22 protein-coding genes are annotated in these 25,747 nt (G+C 35.4%); 9 read left to right on the forward strand and 13 right to left on the reverse strand.

Annotated features, from left to right (window positions below; translation table 11 throughout):
- Positions 1-8 precede the first annotated feature (8 nt).
- Positions 9-329, reverse strand: coding sequence for a DUF6787 family protein (locus tag ABYT26_RS00300; RefSeq protein WP_372750872.1), 321 nt, complete (start codon positions 327-329; stop codon positions 9-11).
- A 560-nt stretch (positions 330-889) separates the two neighbouring features.
- On the opposite strand from ABYT26_RS00300, the gene ABYT26_RS00305 reads away from it, so the two are divergent.
- Positions 890-2,401 (forward strand): NAD(P)H-hydrate dehydratase, encoded by a 1,512-nt coding sequence (locus ABYT26_RS00305; RefSeq protein WP_372750873.1) that lies wholly within the window; start codon positions 890-892, stop codon positions 2,399-2,401.
- Positions 2,402-2,468: 67 nt separating this feature from the next.
- A complete protein-coding gene (locus ABYT26_RS00310; protein WP_372750874.1) occupies positions 2,469-3,611 on the forward strand; it encodes a DUF4831 family protein in 1,143 nt (380 codons plus the stop codon).
- A 226-nt stretch (positions 3,612-3,837) separates the two neighbouring features.
- Here ABYT26_RS00310 and ABYT26_RS00315 read toward each other — a convergent pair whose 3' ends face one another.
- From ABYT26_RS00315 to ABYT26_RS00340, 6 genes are all read right to left on the reverse strand, one after another.
- Positions 3,838-5,109 carry an adenylosuccinate synthase gene (locus ABYT26_RS00315; protein WP_372750875.1) on the reverse strand — a complete coding sequence of 424 codons (1,272 nt, stop codon included), beginning with the start codon at positions 5,107-5,109 and terminating at the stop codon, positions 3,838-3,840.
- Positions 5,110-5,346: 237 nt separating this feature from the next.
- Positions 5,347-5,805 carry a Fur family transcriptional regulator gene (locus ABYT26_RS00320; protein ID WP_372750876.1) on the reverse strand — a complete coding sequence of 153 codons (459 nt, stop codon included), beginning with the start codon at positions 5,803-5,805 and terminating at the stop codon, positions 5,347-5,349.
- Positions 5,806-5,904: 99 nt separating this feature from the next.
- Positions 5,905-8,166 carry a bifunctional (p)ppGpp synthetase/guanosine-3',5'-bis(diphosphate) 3'-pyrophosphohydrolase gene (locus ABYT26_RS00325; RefSeq protein ID WP_372750877.1) on the reverse strand — a complete coding sequence of 754 codons (2,262 nt, stop codon included), beginning with the start codon at positions 8,164-8,166 and terminating at the stop codon, positions 5,905-5,907.
- A 183-nt stretch (positions 8,167-8,349) separates the two neighbouring features.
- Positions 8,350-9,666, reverse strand: coding sequence for a M16 family metallopeptidase (locus tag ABYT26_RS00330; protein WP_372750878.1), 1,317 nt, complete (start codon positions 9,664-9,666; stop codon positions 8,350-8,352).
- Positions 9,667-9,668: 2 nt separating this feature from the next.
- The gene (locus ABYT26_RS00335; RefSeq protein WP_372750879.1) at positions 9,669-10,907 is read right to left on the reverse strand and encodes a M16 family metallopeptidase; all 1,239 of its coding nucleotides are present in this window, start codon (positions 10,905-10,907) and stop codon (positions 9,669-9,671) included.
- Between the two features lie 34 nt (positions 10,908-10,941).
- Positions 10,942-11,895, reverse strand: a complete 954-nt coding sequence (locus ABYT26_RS00340) for an NAD(P)H-dependent flavin oxidoreductase (protein WP_372750880.1) — start codon at positions 11,893-11,895, stop codon at positions 10,942-10,944.
- A 371-nt stretch (positions 11,896-12,266) separates the two neighbouring features.
- Between ABYT26_RS00340 and ABYT26_RS00345 the strand changes: the two genes are divergently transcribed.
- The 3 genes from ABYT26_RS00345 (at position 12,267) to ABYT26_RS00355 (ending at position 18,074) form a co-directional block, all read left to right on the forward strand.
- Entirely contained in the window at positions 12,267-14,042 is a 1,776-nt protein-coding gene (locus ABYT26_RS00345; RefSeq protein ID WP_372750881.1) for a chloride channel protein, read from the forward strand.
- 373 nt (positions 14,043-14,415) lie between these two features.
- The gene (locus ABYT26_RS00350) at positions 14,416-16,149 is read left to right on the forward strand and encodes a chloride channel protein (RefSeq protein ID WP_372750882.1); all 1,734 of its coding nucleotides are present in this window, start codon (positions 14,416-14,418) and stop codon (positions 16,147-16,149) included.
- A gap of 149 nt (positions 16,150-16,298) precedes the next feature.
- On the forward strand, positions 16,299-18,074 hold the full coding sequence (locus tag ABYT26_RS00355; RefSeq protein WP_372750883.1) for a chloride channel protein: 1,776 nt from the start codon (positions 16,299-16,301) through the stop codon (positions 18,072-18,074).
- A 16-nt stretch (positions 18,075-18,090) separates the two neighbouring features.
- Here ABYT26_RS00355 and ABYT26_RS00360 read toward each other — a convergent pair whose 3' ends face one another.
- From ABYT26_RS00360 to ABYT26_RS00370, 3 genes are all read right to left on the reverse strand, one after another.
- Complete coding sequence (locus ABYT26_RS00360; protein ID WP_372750884.1) at positions 18,091-18,678, reverse strand: hypothetical protein; 588 nt, start codon at positions 18,676-18,678, stop codon at positions 18,091-18,093.
- 137 nt (positions 18,679-18,815) lie between these two features.
- Positions 18,816-19,322, reverse strand: coding sequence for a hypothetical protein (locus ABYT26_RS00365; protein ID WP_372750885.1), 507 nt, complete (start codon positions 19,320-19,322; stop codon positions 18,816-18,818).
- A gap of 27 nt (positions 19,323-19,349) precedes the next feature.
- Positions 19,350-19,829, reverse strand: a complete 480-nt coding sequence (locus tag ABYT26_RS00370; RefSeq protein ID WP_372750886.1) for a hypothetical protein — start codon at positions 19,827-19,829, stop codon at positions 19,350-19,352.
- Between the two features lie 437 nt (positions 19,830-20,266).
- Here ABYT26_RS00370 and glyA point away from each other — a divergent pair, with 437 nt between their 5' ends.
- The 4 genes from glyA (at position 20,267) to ABYT26_RS00390 (ending at position 23,574) form a co-directional block, all read left to right on the forward strand.
- On the forward strand, positions 20,267-21,547 hold the full coding sequence (gene glyA, locus ABYT26_RS00375; RefSeq protein WP_372750887.1) for a serine hydroxymethyltransferase: 1,281 nt from the start codon (positions 20,267-20,269) through the stop codon (positions 21,545-21,547).
- Between the two features lie 102 nt (positions 21,548-21,649).
- A complete protein-coding gene (locus ABYT26_RS00380; protein ID WP_372750888.1) occupies positions 21,650-22,240 on the forward strand; it encodes a TetR/AcrR family transcriptional regulator in 591 nt (196 codons plus the stop codon).
- 3 nt (positions 22,241-22,243) lie between these two features.
- Positions 22,244-22,690: a pyridoxamine 5'-phosphate oxidase family protein gene (locus ABYT26_RS00385; RefSeq protein ID WP_372750889.1), complete on the forward strand. Its 447-nt coding sequence runs from the start codon at positions 22,244-22,246 to the stop codon at positions 22,688-22,690.
- A 107-nt stretch (positions 22,691-22,797) separates the two neighbouring features.
- Positions 22,798-23,574 carry a sulfite exporter TauE/SafE family protein gene (locus ABYT26_RS00390; protein ID WP_372750890.1) on the forward strand — a complete coding sequence of 259 codons (777 nt, stop codon included), beginning with the start codon at positions 22,798-22,800 and terminating at the stop codon, positions 23,572-23,574.
- Here ABYT26_RS00390 and ABYT26_RS00395 read toward each other — a convergent pair.
- The 3 genes from ABYT26_RS00395 to ABYT26_RS00405 are packed head-to-tail and all read right to left on the reverse strand — an operon-like array spanning position 23,571 to position 25,626.
- A complete protein-coding gene (locus ABYT26_RS00395; RefSeq protein WP_372750891.1) occupies positions 23,571-24,506 on the reverse strand; it encodes a TonB family protein in 936 nt (311 codons plus the stop codon). The two genes, ABYT26_RS00390 and ABYT26_RS00395, sit on opposite strands and share 4 nt — an antisense overlap.
- 9 nt (positions 24,507-24,515) lie before the next feature.
- Positions 24,516-24,908 carry an ExbD/TolR family protein gene (locus ABYT26_RS00400; protein ID WP_372750892.1) on the reverse strand — a complete coding sequence of 131 codons (393 nt, stop codon included), beginning with the start codon at positions 24,906-24,908 and terminating at the stop codon, positions 24,516-24,518.
- Positions 24,909-24,915: 7 nt separating this feature from the next.
- Entirely contained in the window at positions 24,916-25,626 is a 711-nt protein-coding gene (locus ABYT26_RS00405; RefSeq protein ID WP_372750893.1) for a MotA/TolQ/ExbB proton channel family protein, read from the reverse strand.
- Between the last annotated feature and the right edge of the window lie 121 nt (positions 25,627-25,747).

A 25,747-nucleotide genomic window follows, 5' to 3' on the forward strand; every position in this document is an offset into this window, starting at 1 on the left:
TTTGTTGTTTACGCTTCTTTAGGGATTGATTTTGTCTTTTTTTTGGAGCTGAATCGGCTCAGCATTTTCTTTTCAAAATTCCAGAAAAAACGGAATTGCCCCAAAACACTACCAACAAGAACTAACAGTATTTGGTAGGTAGGCGTGATGATTAAAATACTCATGAGGATTTTAATCAGCAAGTTGGTGTCTGGCCCAATGGATAGGTACTCAAAAACTGGTTTACGAATCATAACCGAAAGGCTTCCGGTAAGTGAAAAGGCAGTAAGAATAAGGAGTAGTTGGATGTTTGAAGTGATTTTCCAACGCTTTTTCAGTTTTGTAAACATTTGTTTCTTTTATTTAGAATTGCTTTAGATAGAGCAAATATAGTATAAAATACCTTTAAGTCTGAAATAGCAAAAGGGAATTCTATTTGATTTTATCGATTAGCCAATAGAAATTTGAATTTCTGATCAAAAAAATCTTTATATGAATAAAGTTTCAGATACATCACCTATTTTTCTAGTAGGTTAGAAAGAATACTGATGTAAATAGTATTCCGATAGTTTTTAGTATTGTGAGCCTAAATATGTTCATTAAGCATAAAAAAGAGTATTGATTTTTTGTCCTATTTATCATTAATAGACAAGTGCACGGTACAAAATCTATATTCAGTATTGATTGAAGGTTAGAATCTATCTATTTAAAACGGTTTTGGATGTATTTCGATTCTTGAAAGTTTCGTATCTTTGAAAGTGATGTTAATAACATAAATGCCCGAAAACAGATAGTTGGGAGTTATTCTTATTTGAAACTAAGATTTGCTTTTTCTTTAAAAAGAAGACTTTTTGGGATGATAAAATAATTAAATCAATTGAACTTCTAACTTTTCAAAATTATATTAAGAATGAAAATATTTTCTGCGAAACAGATTGCTGAGATTGATGCGTACACAATTGCTAATGAGCCTGTAGAATCTGTTGGCTTGATGGAAAGAGCTGCCGATGAAGTTTGCAAGTGGCTGATAAAGACTTTTGATGCTCCCCAAAATTGTAAAATTTTTGTAGGACCAGGGAACAATGGAGGAGATGGATTGGCTTTGGCTCGATTGTTGGCTAAGAATAATTATGCAGTTGAAGTTTTTGTACTTCGAATAAAGGATCAATTATCTCCTGATGCTGAAATTAATTTGGCACGCTTGAAAAAACTGAAAACTTTGGATTTGTATGAAATGACAACCGTGGATTCTATGCCTTGGCTTTTTAAGGATGACATTGTTATTGATGCAATTTTTGGTTCTGGTTTGTCACGACCATTAGAGGGTTTAGCTTTGGATGTTGTAACAGCTATTAATGCTAGTGATGCGAATGTGATTGCTATAGATATTCCTTCGGGATTGATGGGAGAGGATAACTCAAAAAACAATAGAAGGGGAATTATAAAGGCCAAATATACTTTAAGTTTTCAATTCCCAAAATTGGCATTTTTATTTGCCGAAAATGCCGGATTTGTGGGGGAATGGACTGTTTTATCCATAGGTTTACACCCCGATATTATTGCAAGTAAGACAACTCCCTATAAAATATTGACACGGGAATTTGTAAAATCCTTGCTCATGCCTAGGAAAAAATTTGATCACAAAGGAATTTATGGTCATGGCTTGCTGATTAGCGGAAGTTATGGCAAAATGGGAGCAGCTATATTGGCTTCGCGTGCTAGCTTACGTTCTGGAATTGGTCTTTTAACAACTCATATTCCTCGTTTGGGTTATCAAATTATTCAAACAGCTGTTCCCGAAGCAATGGTAAGTATCGATCGGTCTGATATTATTTTTACTGAATATCCCAATTTAAGTCCATTTAAAGCCGTTGCTATTGGGCCAGGGATTGATAAGAAACAGAATTCCTTTCGGGCGATGATTGACTTATTGAAAGAGGTAAAAGTTCCCATGGTGATTGATGCTGACGCTATTAATATTATTAGCGAACATCCTGAGTTGAAAGAAGAGTTACCTTTAGGAAGTATTTTTACACCACATATAAAAGAGTTTGAGCGTTTGGTTGGTAAAAGCAATGATGCTTACACTCGCAATTGCATGCAGCGCGAGTTCGCAAAAACGCATGGCGTAAGTTTGGTTTTAAAAGGTGCTTACACAGCTATTTGTGGTGCCGATGGGAGCTGTTATTTTAATCCCACTGGAAATCCAGGAATGGCAACAGCAGGAAGTGGAGATGTGTTAACTGGAATAATATTATCTTTGCTTTCGCAAGGATATCCGTCGCATGTTGCAGCCATTATTGGCGTGTATTTGCACGGTTTAGCTGGCGACCTGGCTTCTCTTGATCTTGGAATTGAGGCGTTAACGGCAGGTGATATTGTTGATTACCTGCCCAAAGCTTGGTTGCATTTAAAAAAATAGAAATTTAGATTGTAAAGAAAATCTACTTTAGTTTAATTAGCCAATTTTAATAAAAATATAGATTGTGATGAACAGAATGATTCTTAGAATTTTATTGGTCTCATTTGTCATTGTTTCCTGTAAATGGAATGCAGATGCACAAAAAAGAAGAACACTGGAAATACCAAGTACTGTTGTGTATGCCTTGCCACAAACGGCAATTCAGGTGAATGTTATGGCCGAAAAAACCATAGTTAAAAAAGGTCCTTTTTCCGATTATGCTCTAAAATATTTAGGTATTTCGGATGTTGTAAGACAAAATGGATTTGAATGGAAATTAAAATCAGTTGAATTGTCAGCCAAGGGCGAAGTGGATCCTGAGCAGTTTTATAAAGTGACTACAGATGTTGATTACGAACCTAGTTTAATTGCTTTGACTCCCGAAGGATTGATAAGAGGTTTCAATTTAAGATCGAAAACAGTGCTGACCGAAGAAAAGGAAATACGAGTTTTGGCCGATGAGGATGTAGACATAGAATATGGTAAATTCTCTATTTATCCGATGATCAAATACAAAAAGGATACCGTATACAAAGTGGTGGAAACAGATACTGCTTTTGTGAAAGTTCCGGTTTTAGAGAAACAAGCTTTGGTGAAAAGCACGGAAGAAAAAGCAGAAGAAGCGGCTCATCAAATTTTTAAATTGCGAAAACGTAGGTTTAAAATGCTAACAGCTGATTTTGAAGTATTGCCTCCCGATGGAAAAGCTTACGAGATTATTTTAGATGAATTGGAAAAGCTTGAAAACGAATATTTATCTCTTTTTCTTGGTAAAAAAGTGAGTGTTTATAAGCCATATACATTCTGGTTCACACCGAAAAAAAATGAGGATAATGCTGTGGTTTTTAGAATGTCGCCGCAAGCTGGACCTGTTGATGTAACTGATTTGGCAGGTAAGCCAATACGAATTGAATTTGAGAATTTAGATTCTACCAGCGAATTGGTGGTAATTCCAACCGCAGGATTGGCTCCTCAGAAATTAATAAACTACCGTATTCCAGGACGAGCTGATGTTAGTATTTTAAATGGGAAAGAGATTTTGTGTAAGGATAGAATGAGTATTGCGCAATTTGGAAAAATAGCTAGCATGCCTGCCGAAGTGTTGATCAATGAAAATTACAGTATAGAATTTTATCCTGAATTAGGATCAATCAAAAGTGTGAATAAGTAAGCCTTACTGCAAATAGTATAAGATTTAGCATGGCTAATCGATATAGAAAATCCCTTTCCTTTTGGAGAGGGTTTTTTTTAATCATTCTGGTTTGCTGTAGAAAAATGTAACCATTGACGATGTATGTTGAATGGGAAGACGTTAGAATACCTGTATGAATTGATAAAAAAAATGATAATAAAAAATCCCACTGAGAAGCGGGATTCTTTATATATAAGGGAATCGATTAATCGATCATTCTTTCTATTGTTTGAGCTCTGTTTGGTCCTACAGAAACAATTTTTACGGGAACTCCGGTTTCTTGTTCAATAAAGTCGATGTAAGTATTGAATTCTTCTGAAAATTCATTTTCGTGAGTAACAGAAGTCATGTCTGTTTTCCAGCCTTTAAATTCTGTGTATACAGGTTTAATATCATCGGTCATTTCGTAAGGAACGTGTTCTACTTCTTCACCATTTACCAGGTAAGAGGTACAAATTTTTATGGTGTCGAAATCATCCATTACATCCGATTTCATCATAGTTAATTCGGTAACACCGTTAATCATGATTGAGTATTTTAAGGCAACTAAATCCAACCATCCACATCTTCTGGCACGACCAGTTGTTGAACCGAACTCATTTCCATTTACCTTTAGTTTTTCTCCGTCTTCATCAAAGAGCTCAGTAGGGAAAGGCCCCATTCCTACTCGTGTACAGTAGGCTTTAAAAATTCCAATTACTCTGCCAATTCGGTTAGGAGCAATTCCTAGTCCAGTACAAGCACCAGCACAAACAGTATTCGATGAAGTTACGAATGGATAGGATCCAAAATCAACATCCAGCATAGTTCCTTGAGCACCTTCGGCAAGAATTGATTTGCCATCTTTTAATCCATCGTTCAAGAATTGTTCGCTATCGATTAGTTGAAATTGAGATAATAGTTTAATCCCCTCGAACCATTCCGATTCATATTCCGTAATATCGTATTCAAACTCATAAAGTTTGTCGAGCATTAAGCGATGTTTTACAACCAATGCATCGTATTTTTCTTTAAAGTTTAAGTTGATGTCACCAATACGTAATCCGTTTCGTCCGGTTTTATCCATATAGGTCGGTCCAATTCCTTTTAGAGTTGAACCAATTTTAGATTTTCCTTTTGCAGCCTCTGAAGCAGCATCAAGAATACGGTGTGAAGGTAAGATTAGGTGTGCCTTTTTCGAGATGAATAAGGTTTTGGAAAGATTGATCCCTAATTTTGTAATTCCTTCTATTTCTTTCTTAAAAATTACCGGATCGATAACAACACCATTTCCGATTACATTAATCTTATCGTCACGGAAAATCCCAGAAGGGATGGTATGTAAAACGTGTTTTATCTTGTTAAATTCTAGCGTGTGTCCGGCATTTGGGCCACCCTGAAAACGGGTGATAAAATCGTACTTTGGGGTTAGTACATCCACAACTTTTCCTTTACCTTCATCTCCCCATTGGAGGCCTAAAAGTACATCAACTTTCATTTGTTTAATAATTTGATTGTAATTCGTAACAATTAATTATCCAAACCAATTTTATTTTGGATTTATGAAATGGTTCGGTTGTTAAAGCTTGAAGGATGGTTACAAGTTTTAACAGTCAAAGGTAATAATTATTTTCATTTAGCTATGGTGAAAAAAAATCTTGTTGATAAGTCGCTTACAGGCATAAAAAAAACCTCTTGTTTAAAAAGGTTTTTAAATATATTGATTGTTGATAAATTATTTTTCTTCTAGTTTTCTGCACTCTTGGCATATTCCATATATATATAAGGAATGATGAGAGACTTTGAAGTCCATATCGTCGGAAACATTTTTACGAACATCTTCCAAACGAGTGTCGCAAAATTCAAGAACTTTACCGCAACGAGTACAAATTAAGTGATCGTGTTTGTTGCTATCATAAGCCTTTTCGAATTGAGCAATGTTTTTGCCAAACTGGTGTTTTACTACCAATTTACAATCTAAAAGAAGATCGATGGTATTGTAAAGAGTTGCTCGGCTTACACGATAGTTTTTATTTTTCATGAAGATATAAAGCGATTCTATATCGAAGTGCCCTTCCCGAGAGTAGATCTCATCTAATATTGCATATCTTTCAGGAGTTTTTCGATGTCCTTTTTTCTGAAGATATTCAGTAAACATCTTCTTAACGGTTTCTTTGGTCTCTTCGTTGCTCATATCAAAAATAACCTATGTGTTATCTAATCTAATTTAAAATAATGGACTAAAATAAGGATTTTTTTTAGAATTGATCGCTTATTTAGAATAATTTTTAATTCAACTGTATTCTTCGATATTTTCGATACGTTTCACATTATCAAGGCCTTTAATCTTGATCAGTTTCATTATTAAATTGTTAAGGTCTTCAGTGTTGTGAACATAGAGGTGAATTAAACCTTCAAAAATTCCATCGTGGCTTTCAAAATGAAGAGATCGCATGTTCACATCATGGTCCTTCGAGATGATATTGGTGACTTCATTTACAATACCAATTTTATCAATTCCCGTGAGTTCAATAATGGCTAAAAAGGACATCAAACGATGACTAGTCCAGTCGGCAGCAATAATTTTATCACCTTGGCTCGTCATCAATTTTAAGGCATTTGGGCATTTACGCTTGTGAATGGTAACAACATTATCTTTATCGAGATAACCCAAAACTTCATCTCCTGGTATTGGTTTACAGCAAGTGGCAATTTTATAACTCTCATTGGCTGCTAACTCGGTAAGCATAAGAGTCTTTTTTTTGTCTAAACTGGGTTTAGTTTCTGGAGATTCCAGAACTTCTTTTTCGTCATCGTCTTCTTCATTATTATCCGAATTTCCGAAGAATTGAAGTTTCCAGTATTTTATGAATTTATTTTTTGATTTTTTTCGAACAACAGCATCAATTTCAGTAATATCAATTTTACCCAAACCAATTTTATAAAATAATTCCTCTTTATTGGAGAGTTGGTAATGTTCAAGCATTTTTCGAAATGCTTTAGCATTTACTTTAAGTCCACTATCAAGTAATTGGTATTCAATCATTCTTGATCCTTTTAAAGTATATTCCTTTCTCTCTTTTTTAAAAGCGGATTTGATTTTAGATTTTGCGCGGGCTGTTACTACAAATTCTATCCATTCGTATTTTGGTGATTGTTTCTCCGAGGTTAATATTTCTACCTGATCGCCACTTTTTAATTCATGGCTTAAAGGAACCAATCTGTGATTTACTTTGGCTCCAATGCAATGGTTGCCTATGTCGGAATGAATTTCGTAAGCAAAATCGAGAGTTGTAGCCTGTTTGGGTAAGGTGCGTATATGTCCTTTGGGTGTAAAAACCTGAATCTCCTTTGAAAATAAGTTTAATTTAAATTCATCGAGAAAGGCCATAGCGTCGGCTTCGGGGTTGTCTAAAATTTCCCGAACATCGTTCAGCCATTTATCCAATTCAGATTCTCCACTGTTGTTATCAGAGTTGTATTTTGAATGAACCGCAAAACCTTTTTCTGCGATATCGTCCATTTTTTCTGTCCGAATTTGAAATTCTACCCAATTTCCCATAGGTCCCATTGCGGTTACATGCAAAGCTTGATACCCATTTGCTTTTGGCGTGCTCACCCAGTCTCTAATTCGTTCTGGCTTTGGTTTGTAGATGTCTGTTATTAGAGAGTAGATGTTCCAGCATTGATTCTTTTCAGGAATTCCTTCTTTGGATTGAAAAACAACTCGTACCGAAATCAGATCGTAAATTTCTTCTATACTGGTGTTCTGGGTTTGAATTTTATTCCAAATGGAGAATATTGATCTAGGTCGATTTTTAATAGAACATTGAATGTCTGCTTCTTTTAGCTTTATTTCAATGGGGGCAATGATGCCTTCAATTATTTCTCTCTGTTTTTCCTCCTGTTCTACTATTTTTTTCGAGATAAACTCAAAGTCTTCGGGATGCTCATAACGCAGGCCTAAATCTTCTAATTCGGATTTAATAGAGTACAAACCCATTCGATGAGCTAATGGAGCAAAAAGGAAAAGAGTTTCTCCTGCAATTTTCATTTGCTTGCGTAAGGGCATGGAATTAAGAGTACGCATATTGTGCAGTCTATCTGCAAGTTTTATCAGAATAACCCTAAGGTCATCGGACAAAGTCAATAGCATTTTTCTGAAATTCTCGGCTTGCAGTGATGTTTGCTGATCAAAAACGTCTGATATTTTGGTAAGTCCATCAACAATTTGAGCCACTTTAGCTCCAAAATGGTTTTCAATATCTTCAAGTGTATATTCTGTATCTTCCACAACATCGTGAAGTAGAGCCGATACAATCGATTTGGTGCCTAAGCCCATTTCTTTGGCTGCAATTTGTGCAACGGCTATTGGATGAAGAATATATGGCTCTCCAGATTTGCGGCGCACTCCTTCATGAGCTTTCCATGCAAAATGAAAAGCTTTATCTATCATTTGTGAACTTTCTGCTTCACGACTTCTATTGCAATACTTTAGAAGTTCCTGGTAGGCTTCCAGTACTAATTGTTCATCATTTTTGATTTCACCGCTCATAAAAAGCTATTTGTTCCGTATTGTTCGCTACTGTGTATAAATGTAGCGAAAACTAACAATTTTTTAAGACTAAATTAAGTGCAACATGGCCTTTTTTTAGTAACAAATCTAAGATATATGACCTTTTGTATCCATATTGAAGTCAATAAGTCGAAGTATACTGTTGTTTGATAAAATAAGAAATTAATATGAATATCTTAGGGCATTTTCACTTTCTTTGGGACCGCTGACTATAAGGTATAGATCTTTTTCCTGCAAGTAGGTGTTCGCTAGTTCCATAATTTTCTCGGCTGTAATGGCTTTTAAATCTTTAATAAATTGAATGTAATAGGAGTTATTTAATCCGAAAGGGAGATTTGTTTTTAAGCTATCCGATAAGGCAAATGGACTGTCGAGATTTCTTAGCATTTCGCCCGAAATATAGTTTTTCACAAGGGTAAGTTCTTCTTCGGGCACTAAATTTTCTCTCAATTTTTTTATCTCAAAGAAAATTTCCCGAACTGCATCTTTGCATACTTCAGAGCCAACCTCGGTGGCAATGGTAAAATGACCTTCCTTCAAATAGGAAATCATTATGGAATTAATTCCGTAGGTGTAACCTTTGTCTTCTCGAATGTTCTGCATTAAGCGCGATCCGAAATAACCGCCAAGTACAAGGTTTAAAAGCTGCATTCCCGTATGATCGGGATGTGTTTTGGTAAACAACTTACGACCAATACGAATGGTCGATTGAATGGCATCTTCTTTACATACAAAGGCTAACTTTTCATTCGAACTACTAATTTCGTGCTGGAAAGTTTTGGCTTTGCCCTTTTGACTCCAGTTTTGCTCGCCAAATAGCGATTCGACTTGTGTTAAAACGGTCTCATCTACCTTTCCAGCTATAATGATATGACAATTGCTGGGTACGTAATTATGGGCATAAAATTCTTTTACATCCTGAAGGCTGCAAGTGTCAAATTCACTAATGTCGTAGGTGTTTGAGTAGGGGTGTTTAGCGCCATAAATTAATTCATTAAATTTTTCTCTGGCTAATATATTTGTTTTCTGATGCTCAATTTGAAATTGTTGTTTTTTGTTGGTTAAAATTGTTTTAAATTCTTTTTCCGGAAAAATGGAATTCCTAATTAAATCAGCTGTTAAACTAAGTGTTTCTGGAAAATGTTTTTTCAGGCTGTAAAGAACAATGCTGGCATCGTGCTTACTGGTCGAAAAACCGATGTGTGCACCTAAAAAGTCGAATTTTTCTGCAATTTCAGATGCAGAAAAAGAAGTAGTCCCTTCATTGAGCATGGTATTAGTTAGTGTGGCGATTAGGTGTTTTTCCTGCTGCCAAATTCCAGCCTTAAAAATGAATTCGATTTTTACAACTTCTTGACTTCCACCATTGATAATATGAACAGGAATATGATTGCTCAACGAATGCTTTGTAGAACTCAGAATTTCAATATGATCTACTGTCTTAAATTGTGGAGCTGTTTTTCTAGATAATTTTTCCATTCTTATTTTTTTGCGTAGTAGTAAAGTGTTGAACAATTTTCTTTTCTAAAAATCTTTGTTGCGCTATTAAAAATATCTTCCACGCTAACCGCTTGGTATTTTTCTACTTCTTTATTGATATCATTTGCATCGCCAAGTAGTTCATGAGTAGCTAAATTCATGGCTTTGTTCAAATAGCTGATTTCTGAAAATACCAAAGTCGATTCTACCTTGTTTTTGACTTTTTGCAATTCGTATTCATTTACTTTTGTGCTTGCAATTTTCTGTAATTCTTCCCAAATAGCAGCTTCGGCGGTTTTCATATCAACACCTTGAACCAGTTTTCCGGTAATAAGAAACAAACCAGGTTCAAATTCTCCTGTAATATAGGCATCAATGGAAGAGAACAAATTTTTCTCTTTCACCAAAGATTGAAAGATTCGTGAAGATTGTCCGTTGGATAGAACATCGGAAATTAAATCTACAGTATAGAAATCCTTGTCCATTCGTTTTCCCATGTGAAAAGCCATGTAAATAGCATCAAATGGAACATTACTTTCAACACGTTTGCTTCGAAACTCTGTTTGAACAGGTTCAATCGGCAAATTTCTAACCGTAATTTCTCTTCTCTCAATGGGGCCAAACCATTTTTCGGATAGTTCCTTTACTTGCTGGGTTTCTACATTTCCCGATACCACCATAATTGCATTATTGGGAGCATAATGGTGAAAAAAGAAATCCTTAACTTCATCTAGAGTTGCTTTTTCGATATGATTGATTGATTTACCGATTGTAGGCCACTGGTAAGGATGTTTTTGATAGGCCAAAGGACGGAGGTGCAGCCAAACATCACCGTATGGTTGATTGAAATAACGTTGCTTAAATTCTTCGATTACAACATTTCTCTGTACTTCCAAACTTTTTTCATCAAAAGCAAGACTCAGCATTCTGTCCGATTCCAACCAGAAAGCGGTTGCCAGATTTGCCTTGGGAACAGTTAGGTAGTAATTGGTAATGTCGTTATTGGTCCATGCATTATTATCGCCACCAACCATTTGCAATGGCTCGTCGTAATTGGGAATGTTTACAGATCCACCAAACATCAAATGTTCAAACAGGTGAGCAAATCCTGTTCGCTCAGGGTTTTCATCTTTGGCGCCAATATTGTATAAAATATTTACGGCCGCCATAGGTGTAGTTTCGTCGCGATGCACAATTACCCGCAAGCCATTCTCAAGTGTAAATTTATCAAAATCGATCATAGTTTCTTCTCTGTTGGTACGAATGGGATTTGCTTTAAAATGTATATTTAGCAGATTGTAAATTAGCTAGACTTGTTAAGTATTCTTCTTTTATCTGGTCAAGTATTTCTGATACAGGCTGAATTGCATCAATGGTCGCAGAAACTTGTCCAATTTCCAGTTCTCCTTCTTCCAGTTCTCCTTCGAACATACCTTTTTTTGCTCTTCCTTTTCCAAGGATTTCTTTCATTTCTTCCGGCGAAGCACCACGACATTCAGCCTTATTTACCAATTCGAAGAATTGATTTTTTATTAATCGTGTGGGCGCCAGTTTTTTAAGGGCTAGTTTTGTATCTCCTTCTCCTAGCTTGAGTATCGACTGCTTGAAATTTTCATGTGCCGATGACTCTTCCGAAACGGCAAAACGAGTTCCCATTTGCACACCGTCTGCTCCTAAAATCATAGCAGCTAGCATGCCTTCGCCAGATCCTATTCCACCAGCAGCAATCAAGGGTAATTCAATGGCTTTTCGAACCGATGGAATCAAGGCCATTGTTGTGGTTTCTTCTCTGCCATTGTGTCCGCCAGCCTCAAAACCTTCAGCAACAACAGCATCCACACCAGCATCTTCGCATTTTTTGGCGAAAAAAGCACTCGAAACTACATGCACAACGGTAATTCCATGCTCCTTTAAAAAAGGAGTCCATTTTTTAGGGCTTCCTGCCGATGTAAAAACAATTTTAATATCTTCTTTCACAATGATATCCATAATCTTATCGATTTCGGGATACAATAAAGGGACATTAACACCAAAGGGTTTTTGGGTAGCAGCTTTTGTTTTTCGGATGTGTTCCTGAAGCATATCAGGATGCATAGAACCAGCACCTAATAAACCCAATCCTCCTGCATTACTAACTGCTGCCGCGAGTCTCCATCCTGAGCACCAAACCATTCCTCCTTGAATAATGGGGAATTCTATTTTAAAAAGAGATGTTATTTTATTTGTCATTTTCTTCTCATTCAGTTGTAAATCAATCAAAAAAAAGACACAAGTGCAACGGTTGAATGCTTGTGCCTTTCGAGAATGAATTGTTTCTGCCACAAATTTAGAAAAATTCTTGATAAGATATAAGATGTGTGAGTATGATTTAATGTACGTTTTTCACATGGGTAAGCCATATAAAGCCTTGTTTGGGGTCGCAATTGTTCTTTCGATTTTTTAAAGATTTTAAAATAGCATCAATTATTCTTCTTTTTTCAGATTTGCTTCTTGTATCTTAGGCAAGATATTTCTTATTTTAATTTTCGACGAAAGTGAAATAGAGAAGGCTGTGATGATTGATCAAGAAAAAAAATGTTGAGTTTTATTTAATTTTTAAAGTGAAAAAAAAATCTTTATTAGGTCGGTTTTTGGTTTGGCGATTAAAGCACGTAAGTAATCGTCAGTTTATTTCATTGTTAGCCATTCTTATTGGAATAACATCAGGGATAGCAGCTGTTATTATTAAAAATTCTGTTCATTTTATTAGTTCATTACTACAGAATAATTCTTCTGCTGATTATCAAAACTTCTTCTATGTTTTTTATCCGACCATTGGTATTCTGATTGCAGTTCTTTTTATAAAATATGTAATCCGACGTCCTGTTCGACATGGAATTCCAAATGTTTTGTATGGAATTTCGAAATCCAACGCTCAAATAAACCGACACAATATGTTTTCTTCTGTTGTAACCTCGGCACTTACCGTAGGTTTTGGTGGTTCTGTTGGTTTGGAGGGACCTACAGTTGCAACAGGAGCGGCTCTTGGATCCAATATTGGTCGATTTTTTCATCTAAACTACAAGCACATTACTTTACTTTTGGGATGTGCGTGTGCGGGTGCTATGGCTGCAATTTTTAAGGCGCCCATTGCAGCAATTGTATTTGCTCTTGAAGTTATAATGCTTGACTTAACCATGTGGTCTTTATTGCCTTTACTTTTGTCATCGGCATCGGCAGTAATTACTTCTTATTTCTTTTTGGGAATGGATGTTTTGTATCCTTTTAAGGTGCAAAATGGCTTTATTATGTCCGATCTACCTTACTATATTGCATTGGGAATTTTTACAGGATTAATTGCGACTTATTTTACCAAATGTTACATGTTTATAAATGATATTTTTGATAAAATTGATTCGATTTATAAAAAATTAATTTTTGGTGGTTTATCATTGGGATTAATAATTTTCTGTTTCCCATCCTTGTACGGAGAAGGGTATAATGCTATCAATGCTTCTCTTTCTGGAGATTATTCCTATTTATTTAACAACTCATTTTTTTATTCTCTAAAAGATAATTTTTTAGTTTTTATTGTCCTACTCATTTTAGTTATATTGTTTAAGGTGATCGCCGCGTCCATAACTTTTGGAGCGGGTGGAGTAGGAGGAATTTTTGCTCCAACACTTTTTATGGGCGTTAATACTGGAGTGTTATTTGCCAAATTGGTTCAATATTTTGGATTGCGGGATTTAGAAGTAAATAATTTTGCACTGATTGGAATGGCAGGTATGATTGCAGGAGTATTGCATGCCCCTTTAACAGGTCTGTTTTTAATAGCAGATATTTCGGGCGGCTATCAACTGTTTGTTCCCTTAATGATTACGGCAACAATTTCTTATGCAACTGTTAAAACTTTCGAAACACATTCGGTTTATACCATTCAGTTGGCCAAGCGCAAGGAACTTATGACACACGACAAAGATAAAAATGTTCTGTCTTTAATGAGTGTTACTCGATTAATCGAAAAAGATTTTAGCACTGTAAATGCAAATGCTACTTTAGGCGAACTAGTTAAAGTAATTGCTAAAGCACATCGAAATATATTTATTGTTATTGATGAAGAAAATAATTTTCAGGGAATAGTAAAACTTGATGATATACGAGAAATTATGTTCCAACCAGAACGATATAATGAAGTCTTTGTTCGAGATTTGATGGTGGTTCCTCAAGTTGTTATTCAGCACGATGAATCCATGGCCGATGTGGCAAGTAAATATCAGTATTCTGATAAATTTAATTTGGTTGTACTCGATCATGGCAAGTATTGTGGTTGTGTTTCTCGGGCTCAAATTTTTTCGACCTATCGTCGGATGTTAAAGCATTTTTCTGAAGATTAATTCCAACTGTGAAATAGTATTTTAGCTTTACTTTCTAAGCAAACGTTTGCTTTGTTTGTATTGAAGATCAGTTATTTAACTGTGTTTCTTGAATGTTTTTAAAATTTCCTCCCAAAAGAGTTTTTCCTTACCAATTATCTATTACTTTTGCACTCGAAATGTAGATCTGTAAGGAAAACACCTAAGCTATTTATCGCAGATAATCAATTGGTTGCATACTGTAGAAGGATTCGCTAGATACCTTAATGCAACACAAGAAAAAGGGCGTTTGACCTCAGCCACAGGACTCTTACGCATTGTGATTTTTTAGACGTAACGTTGATTTTAAGGAATGAAGAATAAAAGTTTACTATCCCGGTTTTTAATTTGGAGAATGAAGAATATTAAAGAACGACAATTTATTTTATTGTTAAGTTTTTTAGTCGGATTAATAACTGGAGTAGCTGCGCTGATATTAAAGAACGCCATTCATTATACTCATCATTTTTTAACTCATCGTTTAGCTGTTGATTCTGCTAACCTATTGTATTTGGCCTATCCTGCAATTGGTATTCTGCTTACTATTTTATTTATTAAGATTTTTGTAAAAGATAACATAGGACATGGTGTTTCGCGTATTTTGTATTCCATCTCAAAAAAGAATTCCTTAATTAAATCTCATAATAATTTTACCTCCATTATTGCTAGTACTTTAACCATTGGTTTTGGTGGATCGGTTGGATCTGAGGCACCAGTAGTACTTACGGGGGCATCCATTGGTTCGAATTTGGCTCGAATGTTCCACATGAATTATAAAACCATCACTTTAATGGTTGGTTGTGGTGCTGCCGGTGCAATTGGTGGTATTTTTAAAGCACCTATGGCTGGTATGGTTTTTACTTTAGAGGTGTTGATGCTCGATTTAACAATGGCTTCTTTAATTCCTTTGTTAATTTCATCGATCACAGGGGCTAGTGTAGCCTATTTCTTTATGGGCAAGGGAGTTTTGCTATCCTATGTAGTTAGCGAACCCTTTGTTATCAATAACATCCCATACTACATTCTTTTAGGAATTTTTGCTGGTTTGGTTTCTTTGTATTTCACTCGTTTTTCGATGTATCTCGAATCACTCATGGGAAAAATAACCAACATTTACCAAAAAATGTTGGTAGGAGGTATTCTATTAGGGATCATGATTTTCTTATTCCCGCCTCTATACGGAGAAGGTTACAACACCATTCAGGCCTTGTTAAATGGTGATACCACACATCTTGTAAACAATAGTATTTTTTATTTCTTGAAAGACAACTATTGGATACTATTGGTCTATGTGCTTCTCATCATTATTTTTAAAGTAATTGCTTCAACAGTTACTACTGGGAGTGGTGGAGTTGGAGGTATTTTTGCTCCTTCTTTATTTTTAGGTGCAGTTTCAGGCTTTTTTGTTGCGCGATTGTTGAATGGTTTCGATTTTGTAAAATTATCGGAAAGTAATTTTACTTTAATAGGAATGGCTGGGATGATGGCCGGAGTAATGCATGCTCCCCTAACTGGTATTTTCTTAATTGTGGAAATAACAGGCGGTTATGCCTTGTTTGTTCCTATTATGATTACGGCAACCATTGCCTATCTAACCATCATGTATTTTGAGCCTCATTCTATATACACCAAACGTTTAGCCAAACGAGGAGAGTTAATCACTCACAATAAAGACAAAGCCATTCTCACCCTTATGAAATTGGGAAAAGTTATTGAAACTGACTTAAAAAAGGTGAGTCCTGATGCTACTTTAGGTGAATTGGTAAAGATTATTTCGCATTCGCACCGAAATATTTTTCCTGTTGTTGATGAGGAAGAAAGACTACTTGGGATTGTTCTTTTGGATGATATTAGAGACATCATGTTTAACTCTGAGATGTATGATGATACCTATGTAAGAAATTTAATGATACTGCCGCCGGCTATTTTGGAAGTGGATGCTCCTATGGATGTAGTGATGCGCAGATTTGAAAAAACAGGAGCCTGGAACCTTCCGGTTGTTCAGGACGAAAAATATTTGGGTTTTGTGTCAAAAGCGAAAATCTTCAATGTTTATCGAAGAGTTTTGGTGCATTTCTCAGATGAATAGTAAAATTAGGTTTAGTTAATAGATTTAAAAAGTCCATTTTGTACCAACAAAATGGACTTTTTTTTGGCAATGAGGCAGAGCGAATTGATTTTGATCCTTTTCTTTTCCCATGCAATTGCTTACATTAGCTACTCAAGCTATATACTTTTATGGTCAGTAAAACACCTTGGCGCAGGTTTCTAATTTGGAGACTCCGTCATATCAATAACCAGACTTTAATTTTAATTCTTAGCGTACTTATAGGTATCGCTTCGGGGATGACTGCTCTTATATTAAAGACTGCGGTTTATCGCGGGCGTGAGTATTTGCTACAGGGAATCAATTGGAGTGAGCAAAATTATTTATTTTTTTTATATCCTATGATTGGGCTTGGTCTTAGCCAGCTTTTTAAAAAATATATTATTCGTGATTTTACAAAACACAATATTACCTCTTTGCTACGAGCTATTTCGAAACGAAACAGCATTGTGAAATTGCACAAGGTTTATTCGTCGGTAATTGGAGCTATTCTTACAGCAGGTTTTGGTGGAAGTATTGGATTAGAGTCACCAATTATTTCGTCTGGAGCAGCCATAGGTTCAAATATGGGACGTTACTTTCATTTAAATTATAAAGAGGTTACCATAATGCTCGCTTGCGGTGCTTCGGGTGCAATTGCAGCTATTTTTAACACTCCTATTGCCGCTATTGTGTTTGCTTTGGAAGTACTACTGATTGATTTATCGCGCTTCTCATTGATTCCTTTACTGATGGCTTCGGTGAGTGGTGCTCTTACCACAAAGTTATTTTTAGATGATGATATTCTGATTGAATTCGTTATTGTACATCCTTTTGTCATTCGTGACATTCCATTTTTTATTCTATTGGGAATTCTTTCGGGACTTGTTTCTGTTTATTTTACCAAAATATTTTTGAGGATTGAATCTCGTTTTGAAAAGGTTAGATTACTTAAAAATAGAATGCTGATTGGAGGAATTTGTCTTGGTATTCTCATTTTTTATTTTCCGGCTTTGTACGGAGAAGGCTATAATACTGTTAAATCTTTAATGGCAGGGAACCTTGATGAGGTATTTAGGTCCAGCCTATTCGAGAACGATACCCAGCTTTGGTATGTTGTTGTTCTTTTTTTAGGGGCATTGGTACTTTTAAAGGTCATTGCAGCTTCAATTACATTGGGAGCTGGGGGAGTGGGTGGAATTTTTGCACCCTCGGTGTTTACAGGAGCTATGTTGGGATATCTTTTTGTATTTATTTACAATTATTTTGAGATAGGGGAACCTTTGTCTGAAAGCAACTTTACTTTGGTGGGTATGGCTAGTGTGCTTGGGGGAGTTTTACATGCTCCTTTAACAGGGATTTTCCTGATTGCGGAAATTACCAGAGGCTACGAGCTAATTGTGCCTTTAATGCTTTCAACTACGATTTCTTTTATTACTGTAAAAAGTTTACAAAAAGAATCTATAATTACTATTCAATTGGCCCAAAAAGGCGAACTAATAACGCATAATAAAGATCAGGCAGTTTTGCGATTTATGCAACTATCGAAAGTTATTGAGACGGATTTGATGACCATTCCGGAAGATGCTAACTTGGGCGATTTGGTAAAAGTAATTGCGAAATCAAAAAGAAATATTTTTCCTGTTCTTAGCGAAGAAGAGTTTTTAATTGGTGTGATTCTGTTAGATGAGGTTCGCGAAATCATGTTCGATAAACAAATGTATTCAACCTCCATTAGTAGTTTAATGATTTCTCCTCCTGCATCAATTTCTTATACTGATTCGATGGAAATTGTACTGTCGAAATTTAAAGAAAGTGGAGCCTGGAATCTACCTGTTTTAGAAAAGGGAAAATACAAAGGATTCGTTTCCAAATCAAAATTGTTTTCAGCATATCGGCAGCATTTGGTAAAAATTACTGCCGATTAGCTGGTATTATTGGAGGTTATAAATCAGTCGATTTATTTTCTTGTTGATAAAAGCGATAGATAGAATCTCGCTGCTGAAAATATTCCTTTCTTTTTAGCATAAAACTATTGCGCAACGAATCTAGATTTTTTCGCATTTCAGTGTTGTGTTCACGATTGTATTTTTTTCTTTCTTCCCACATTTTTTCCATTTGTCGAAACATATCGGTGGGGATAGAATCTTCTGAATAAAAGTCATTCTGGAAGAATTCCGAATCGAATGGACTATTGTCGAAAAAGTCATCTGAGAAAAAAGGATGATAAAATTGTTTCATTTTCGAGCTGTCTTTGCTGTAAAATTGTTCCAACTGCTCTTGCATTTTTTTCCTAATTTTATGAATGTCCGAGAAATTTAAAAATGCAGAATCGGGTAAGCTTGTGTAGCAACTATCCGACGACCAGGTGTAAACATAGGTGGAATCATATCGAATCAAATTTCCATCCTTATCAAATTCTTTGTTGACCTTTATGTCTTCGTTGGGTTCTGTTTTGTTGTCTTTGTTTTGAGAAAATCCAGAAAGGGACATAAGTAAGATCAAAACAGACAATACTGAATTACGTACCATTTTCAATCTAATTAAGTTCTACAATAACAGATTAAAAGTACAAAATAGGCCAAAATATTCCGAGTTAAATTCTTTTAAAAAGTATTAAAAAAGCTGCCTACAAAATAAGCAGCTTTGAATTTATCGCAAGAAAATATTTATTTCATGTGTTTGAGATTTACTGCGTAAAGAATCACAAATAAGGCTGTAATTCCTGCGCTGACCATTGTCATAAATAGTGTTGCATCAAAATCGATAAGCGCTAAGGGTACCAATATCCAAAATAAATTCGCGCCTAAATATAGATAAAAACCATTTTTCTTTAATTTGAACATCATAAATACGCCTAAAAGGCTGAGTAGTGCAAATAAGCAATTTGCTCCAGTTATTATCCCTAAATTTTGTGACATTTTTTCAAGTTGAATCAGGCTGTTTTGTGCATTGGTATACATAAAACCAGAATCCATTCCTGCATCTTCTAATTGCTCTAGAACTAGGCTTAGTTTTTCAGCATTTTTTGGATAGCTGCTTTCAAATGTAGCAAATTGATACAGTGAATTCAATAATCCAAATCCACCACTACCAATAAAAGATAGAATACAAAGAACCGTTAGGAAAGTTGGTCTTTTTTTTGGTGTTGTGATAGTTGTTACATTTTCTTCCATTAGATTTTTATTTTTAGGGGTTAGTAATTAGTTCATTTTGGTAAGGTTAATGGCATAAAGAGCAATAAACAATATTGTAAATACACTGCTAAAAAGGATTCCCATATTTGTAAATAGGTTAAAGCCAAGAAATGCTGGTGCAACAAATAAAAGTAAGATTTGAGCTGTTGTGTACATATAAAAACCAACTTTTTTTAATTGAAACATGAGTATTGCGCCTGTTAAACTAGCAGCATACAATAGAAATTTAACGAGCGAAATTTCAAAAAGATGATGAATGGCTTTTTGTCCCATTATCAATGCTTGTTCTACTAATTCGCTTGTAAAATCATCCTGAATGTTGTTTAGGGTCATTTCAAAAAAATCAGGTTCGAAAAAATTTGTAATGGGCGACAAAATCATGCTAATTAGGTTACCAACAATGCCAAAACCACTTCCAATAAAAGTTAAAATGCATAATATTGTTATCAATGCAGGTCTTTGTTTTGTTGTTTCGATGATTTCCATTGTGATATTTTTGGTTTAAATGCATTGTTAAATTTACAATAAATGCTTTAGCTTTTGCAAATGGATAGGAGTAAATTAGATTTTCTACAAATATTAGAGGTCCAATTGCGATTTTTACAGGTTGATTTTTTGGAAACTTTTTTAGGTTTTAGAGAGAAAATAGGAGAAGCTTTGGCTGTTGAGATTACTGTTTTTTTATTGGCTGTATAAATATTCATCTAAGACTTTTAATTATGCAGGAAATAATTTTTTTAATATGCTGATTTGTCTAATTTTGAAGCTGCACATTAGCAGATGCTATGAAATAGATATTTATGATTGTGCATCATCTTTACAAGGGGGAAATAGATACATTAGAGCAAAGGAATTTTTGTTCCTTTAACATACTAACAACTCATTAATTTATTCCGATTTATTTCGGAAAAAGACAAACAACAATGGAAAGAGATATTCAAATTTTCGACCTAATTGATCAGGAATACCTACGTCAGAAAAGTGGTATTGAGTTAATTGCTTCTGAGAACTTCGTGAGCCAGCAAGTAATGGATGCAATGGGTTCATGCCTTACCAATAAATATGCCGAAGGTTATCCAGGAAAGAGATACTATGGTGGTTGCCAGATTGTAGATCAAACTGAGCAGTTAGCTATTGATAGAGCCTGTGAATTATTTGGTGCAGAGTATGCTAATGTGCAACCTCACTCGGGAGCTCAGGCAAATGCGGCTGTGTTTTATGCTTGTTTGCAGCCAGGTGATACCTTTTTAGGATTGGATTTATCGCACGGAGGTCACCTGTCACACGGTTCTCCAGTGAATCTTTCGGGGAATTTATACAATCCAATTGCCTACCATGTAAAAGAAGAAACAGGAACTGTTGACTATGATGAATTAGAACAATTGGCGGCAGAGCACAAACCGAAAATGATTGTAGCAGGAGCTTCGGCCTATTCACGCGATTGGGATTTTGTTCGTTTGCGTAAAATTGCCGATAAAGTAGGTTGTTTGTTGATGGCAGATATTGCTCACCCTGCAGGATTAATCGCTAAAGGATTGTTGAGTAATCCAATTCCTTACTGCCATATTGTAACAACAACTACACACAAAACCCTTCGTGGACCACGTGGTGGTTTGATTTTGATGGGAAAAGATTTTGAAAATCCATGGGGACAAAAAACACCAAAAGGTGAAGTGAAAATGATGTCTCAGGTTTTAAATTTTGCTGTTTTCCCAGGACAACAAGGAGGACCTCTTGAGCATATTATTGCGGCTAAAGCGGTTGCTTTTGGAGAAGCGTTAACCGATTCCTACAAAGAATATGCAATTCAAATGCAAAAAAATGCTAAGGTTATGGCTTCAGAATTTATGCGTTTGGGTTACAAAGTGATTTCCGATGGTACCGATAATCATTCCATGTTGGTTGATTTACGTTCTAAATTTCCAGACATAACAGGAAAGAAAGTAGAAAACGTATTGGTGAAAGCTGATATCACAATCAATAAAAATATGGTCCCTTTCGATACTCGTTCTCCATTTTCAACTTCGGGTTTGCGTGTAGGAACACCTGCCATTACCACTCGTGGTTTAAAAGAAGAGCACATGCCCGTAATCGTTCAGATGATTGATGAGGTAATTAGCAATATCGATAATGAAGAAGTAATTGCTTCGGTTCGTGAGCGTGTAAACGAAATGATGTGCGAACGTCCGATGTTTGCTTACTAAAATGATTGTAACAATATAAATGAAAAGAGGAGGATTTAGTTCTCCTCTTTTTTTGTGTAATTTTTTTTTATTATTTTTGTAGTAGACCAGTCTATTATTACTATGAAAACCAACACGAAACAGAAAATTTTAGATGCCGGTGTTCGATTAATGCATGAAAAAGGCTTTAATGATACTGGATTACAGGAAATTTTGAAAGAAGCCAGTGTTCCCAAAGGATCATTTTATTTCTATTTTAAGAATAAGCAGGATTTTGGCATACAGGTTATCGATTGTTTTTTTCAACATTTTAAATCTGTTTTAAACAGATTTACAGAAGATGCATCGATGCCCCATGTTCAGAGACTGCAAACATTTTTTAGTGGATTTTTGGATTTTTTTGTGAATGGAGATTTTAAGGGGGGATGCCCCATAGGTAATTTTACTCTTGAAATGGCTGATGTGAATGAAGATTTTCGCGAGCATTTAAATTTAATCCTAGAGCAGTCTATTGACTTAATTGCTAATCAAATTAAATATGCTCAGGAAAAAAAGGAAATCCAAAATGTGGATGATCCTAAAACTTTGGCCGAGTTTATCTTTTTTAGCTGGGAAGGAATGATCATGCAGATGAAAGTTAGTAAAGACAGAAAACATTTGGAGCAATTCAATTGCTTTGTATTTAATCAATTAATAAGAAACAATAAAATGTAAACAATGAGAGAAGAAACAGTTAAAAATATCGACAATTATTTGGGAGCACATAACTTACTAAGCCTTGCAACAATTTCTGTCGAAGGATTGCCAATGGCTCATAGTGTGGAGTATATTAACGAAGGCCATACAGTGTTTTTTATTTCTCATAGAGGAACACGAAAAATTGCGAACATCAAGCAAAATTCGAAGGTTGCTTATACCGTTGATGAGGATTATCAGGATTGGTCTCTTATTCAGGGGATTCAGATGATGGGGCATGCAAGTTTCGTTGAGGATAAGGAAGAAGCTGGTCGCTTAATGGGAATTTACATGAATAAATTCCCTCAGGTTGCTAATTTTCCTGCCGAAATGGTGAATGAAATGAGATTGGTAAAAATCGAGCCGTTTAGTGCGAGATATATTGATAGTACAAAAGGAATGGGATACACCGAAACAATTGAATACTAAATGCAAATTATTTTTGAATGAAATGGACCCAAAAGGTCCATTTTGTTTTTTAACATATTTTGTGTTGATTTTTATTCTTAGTTTAAAAGTCTAAAAATGATGAAAATATGGAGTGGTATTACTATTTGTTAATTGTGTTAGTAGGTGTTTTTGCTGGTTTTTTAAACACCCTTGCAGGAAGTGGTTCAATTATTAGTTTAGCAATGTTGATGTTTATGGGACTTCCTGCCAATGTTGCCAATGGAACCAATCGTATTGCTATAATATTGCAAAATATGGTGGGTGTAAGTAGCTTTAAAAAACAAAAAGTATTTTCCTTTAAAGAAGGGATATGGCTTGCACTTCCTGCCATTGTTGGATCGGTATTAGGAGCGAGTTTGGCCGTGGAAATCAATGAAGAAATGATGCAAAAAACAATTGGAGCTTTGCTCATATTCTTGTTTTTAATTGTGCTTTACAAGCCAGATGCCTGGGTGAAAGGACAAGCTGGCTTAGTTCGATCCAAACCAAGTATTGTACAAGTAGTAATTTTCTTTTTTATAGGAGTGTACGGTGGCTTTATTCAAGCTGGAGTTGGCTTCTTTTTACTATCGGGGTTGGTATTAGGTGCTGGTTACGATTTGGTTAAAGCCAATGCAATTAAAGCGCTTATTATTCTTCTTTACACTCTATTTGCTTTAATTGTTTTTATTATGAATGATCAGGTTGATTACAAGATTGGTTTTATTTTGGCCATAGGAAACATGATTGGAGCTTATATTGCAGCTAATTTTGCAGTGAGTTGGGGTGCAAAATTTGTACGTTACATTCTTCTGGCAGTAATTATTTTTGCTTCCTTAAAATTTCTGGGGGTTTATGAAATGTTGGGATTGCTAGCTTCTTAGTCCAATTGAAAATGATAGGTAATACTTCCCTGCTGATAAGCCGGGGCAGTATTATCTGAATTAAAAGTCGCTTTCATAGCTGCTTTTTTTGCCGCATCGAATAGTGTAGAGTTACTGGTTGTAGATCCTGGCATTCCAGGGCGTGCACTTACCACTTTACCTGTTTTGTCTACTGTTATTTCTACTACTACCTTTCCACTTTCCTGAAGTTGGTATTGTGGTTTAGGAATGGAAAGTGAGTTTCGACCACTTAACGAGTAGGAAACGCCTTTGCTGCCCAAACCTGAGCCAGTATAATTATCTGAATCAACCGATCCGTTGGGTGCACCTTGATTTCCCGATGAGCTGCTTATTCCTTGTGATGAATTGCTCGAGTTTCCCTGACCGAATACATTTTTTGCTTTGTTGTTAATGTTGGCAATTTTTTCTTGTCTTTCGGCTTTTCTTATTCGTTCAATTTCAGCCAAACGTTGTCTTTCGGCTTCTTGTTGTTTTTGTATTTCCTCTTGTCGTTTCTTTTCTTGCTCAATTTTTTGAAGTCTGTCTTGTTCTTCCTTTATCTTCTTATTTTTTTCGATTTCTGCTTTTTTAGCGGCTATTTTTTTTGCCGAAGGTATATATGAAGCATCCTCAGTATCTTGTGTTAAGATTTTTTCGCTTGCTATACTTTTTGATTGTTCTGCTTTACTTGCCGACTGTTGAGCTTGTACTGCGGGAGAAGAAACTGCAGATACAGATTTACTCGCTCGGGAAGGAGCTGGATCTCTTTGTCCAAAGCCTTGGTTCGAATTTCCAAAATTAATTAGAATACCTTCCTCTTCAGGCAAGGGAAGAGGAGTACTGAATCCCAGAAAAAACAAAAGGGCAAGCAAAGCTATGTGAAATCCAATTGTCCCCACAAATCCTAATCGTTTACCCTTCGAGTTACTCATTGTTATCTTTTATTTAGCTCTGGTAGCTAAGATTAATTTGTACTTATTATTTTTTGCTATATTCATTACTTTAACAACCTGTTCAACAGGAACAGATTGGTCGGCGTGCAAAGAAATAGTTGGATCTTCTTCTCGGGACAAACGTTTTTGCAAGCGATTTTCTAATTGAGAAAATGGAACAGCACTGGTTTCGATAAAAAAATTATTGTTTTTATCGATAGAAACCGTTGTGATTGGTTTGGCCGCTGTTTGATTTTTACTTTGTGGTAAGAGTAATTTTAGCGCATTAGGAGCGATAAGTGTTGAAGTTACCATGAAGAATATCAGTAACAGGAACACAATGTCAGTCATTGATGACATACTAAAATTAGGGTTTACCTTATTTCTGTTTTTTAATGCCATAAGACGATTACTTAACTGGTTCGTTCAACAAATCCATAAATTCGGTTGTAGTGGCTTCCATGGTAAATACTACTTTTTCAACTTTTGCAACCAAAATATTGTAAGCAAAGTAGGCAATAATTCCTACAATAAGACCTGCAACAGTAGTTACCATAGCGGTATAAATACCATGGGATAGAAGCGATACATCAATATTATTTCCTGCATTGGACATATCGTAGAAAGCTTGAATCATTCCCATAACTGTTCCCAGAAAACCAATCATAGGTGCTGCACCTGCCACTGTTGCAAGGGTTGCTAAGTTTTTTTCGAGTTTCGACACTTCAAGATTTCCAATGTTTTCAATGGCGGCATTCACATCATTCAGCGGACGACCAATTCTTTTGATACCTTTCGAAATCATTCTTGATACTGGAGTATCATTCGATTGGCAAAGTGCTATGGCCGAGTCCATTTTCCCGTCATGAATGTAATCTTTAATTCGGTTCATAAAATTCGAATCGACCTTTGATGCTCTTCGGATTGCATAGAATCTTTCGAAGAATATATACATCGCGATGGCAGAAAGGAATAAGATAGGAACCATAATCCAGCCTCCTTTAAAGGCTAAATCGATAAAGTTAAGTGAAATTTCGGTGGCTTCGGCGCCTTGTTGGTCAATTAAGGCTTCATTTTCTACCGCAGTTTGAATTCCAGCTAAAATCAAAAGATAATTCATATTTACTATTTTCAAGTTAAATCTTACACATAAAAAAACGAGATATAATATTGAATATTATATCTCGCTAAATTAATATTATTGTTTTTGATTCCTCACACAAATATGGGAAATTATGATT

The organism is Labilibaculum sp. (assembly GCF_041595635.1).
Classification (GTDB): domain Bacteria; phylum Bacteroidota; class Bacteroidia; order Bacteroidales; family Marinifilaceae; genus Labilibaculum.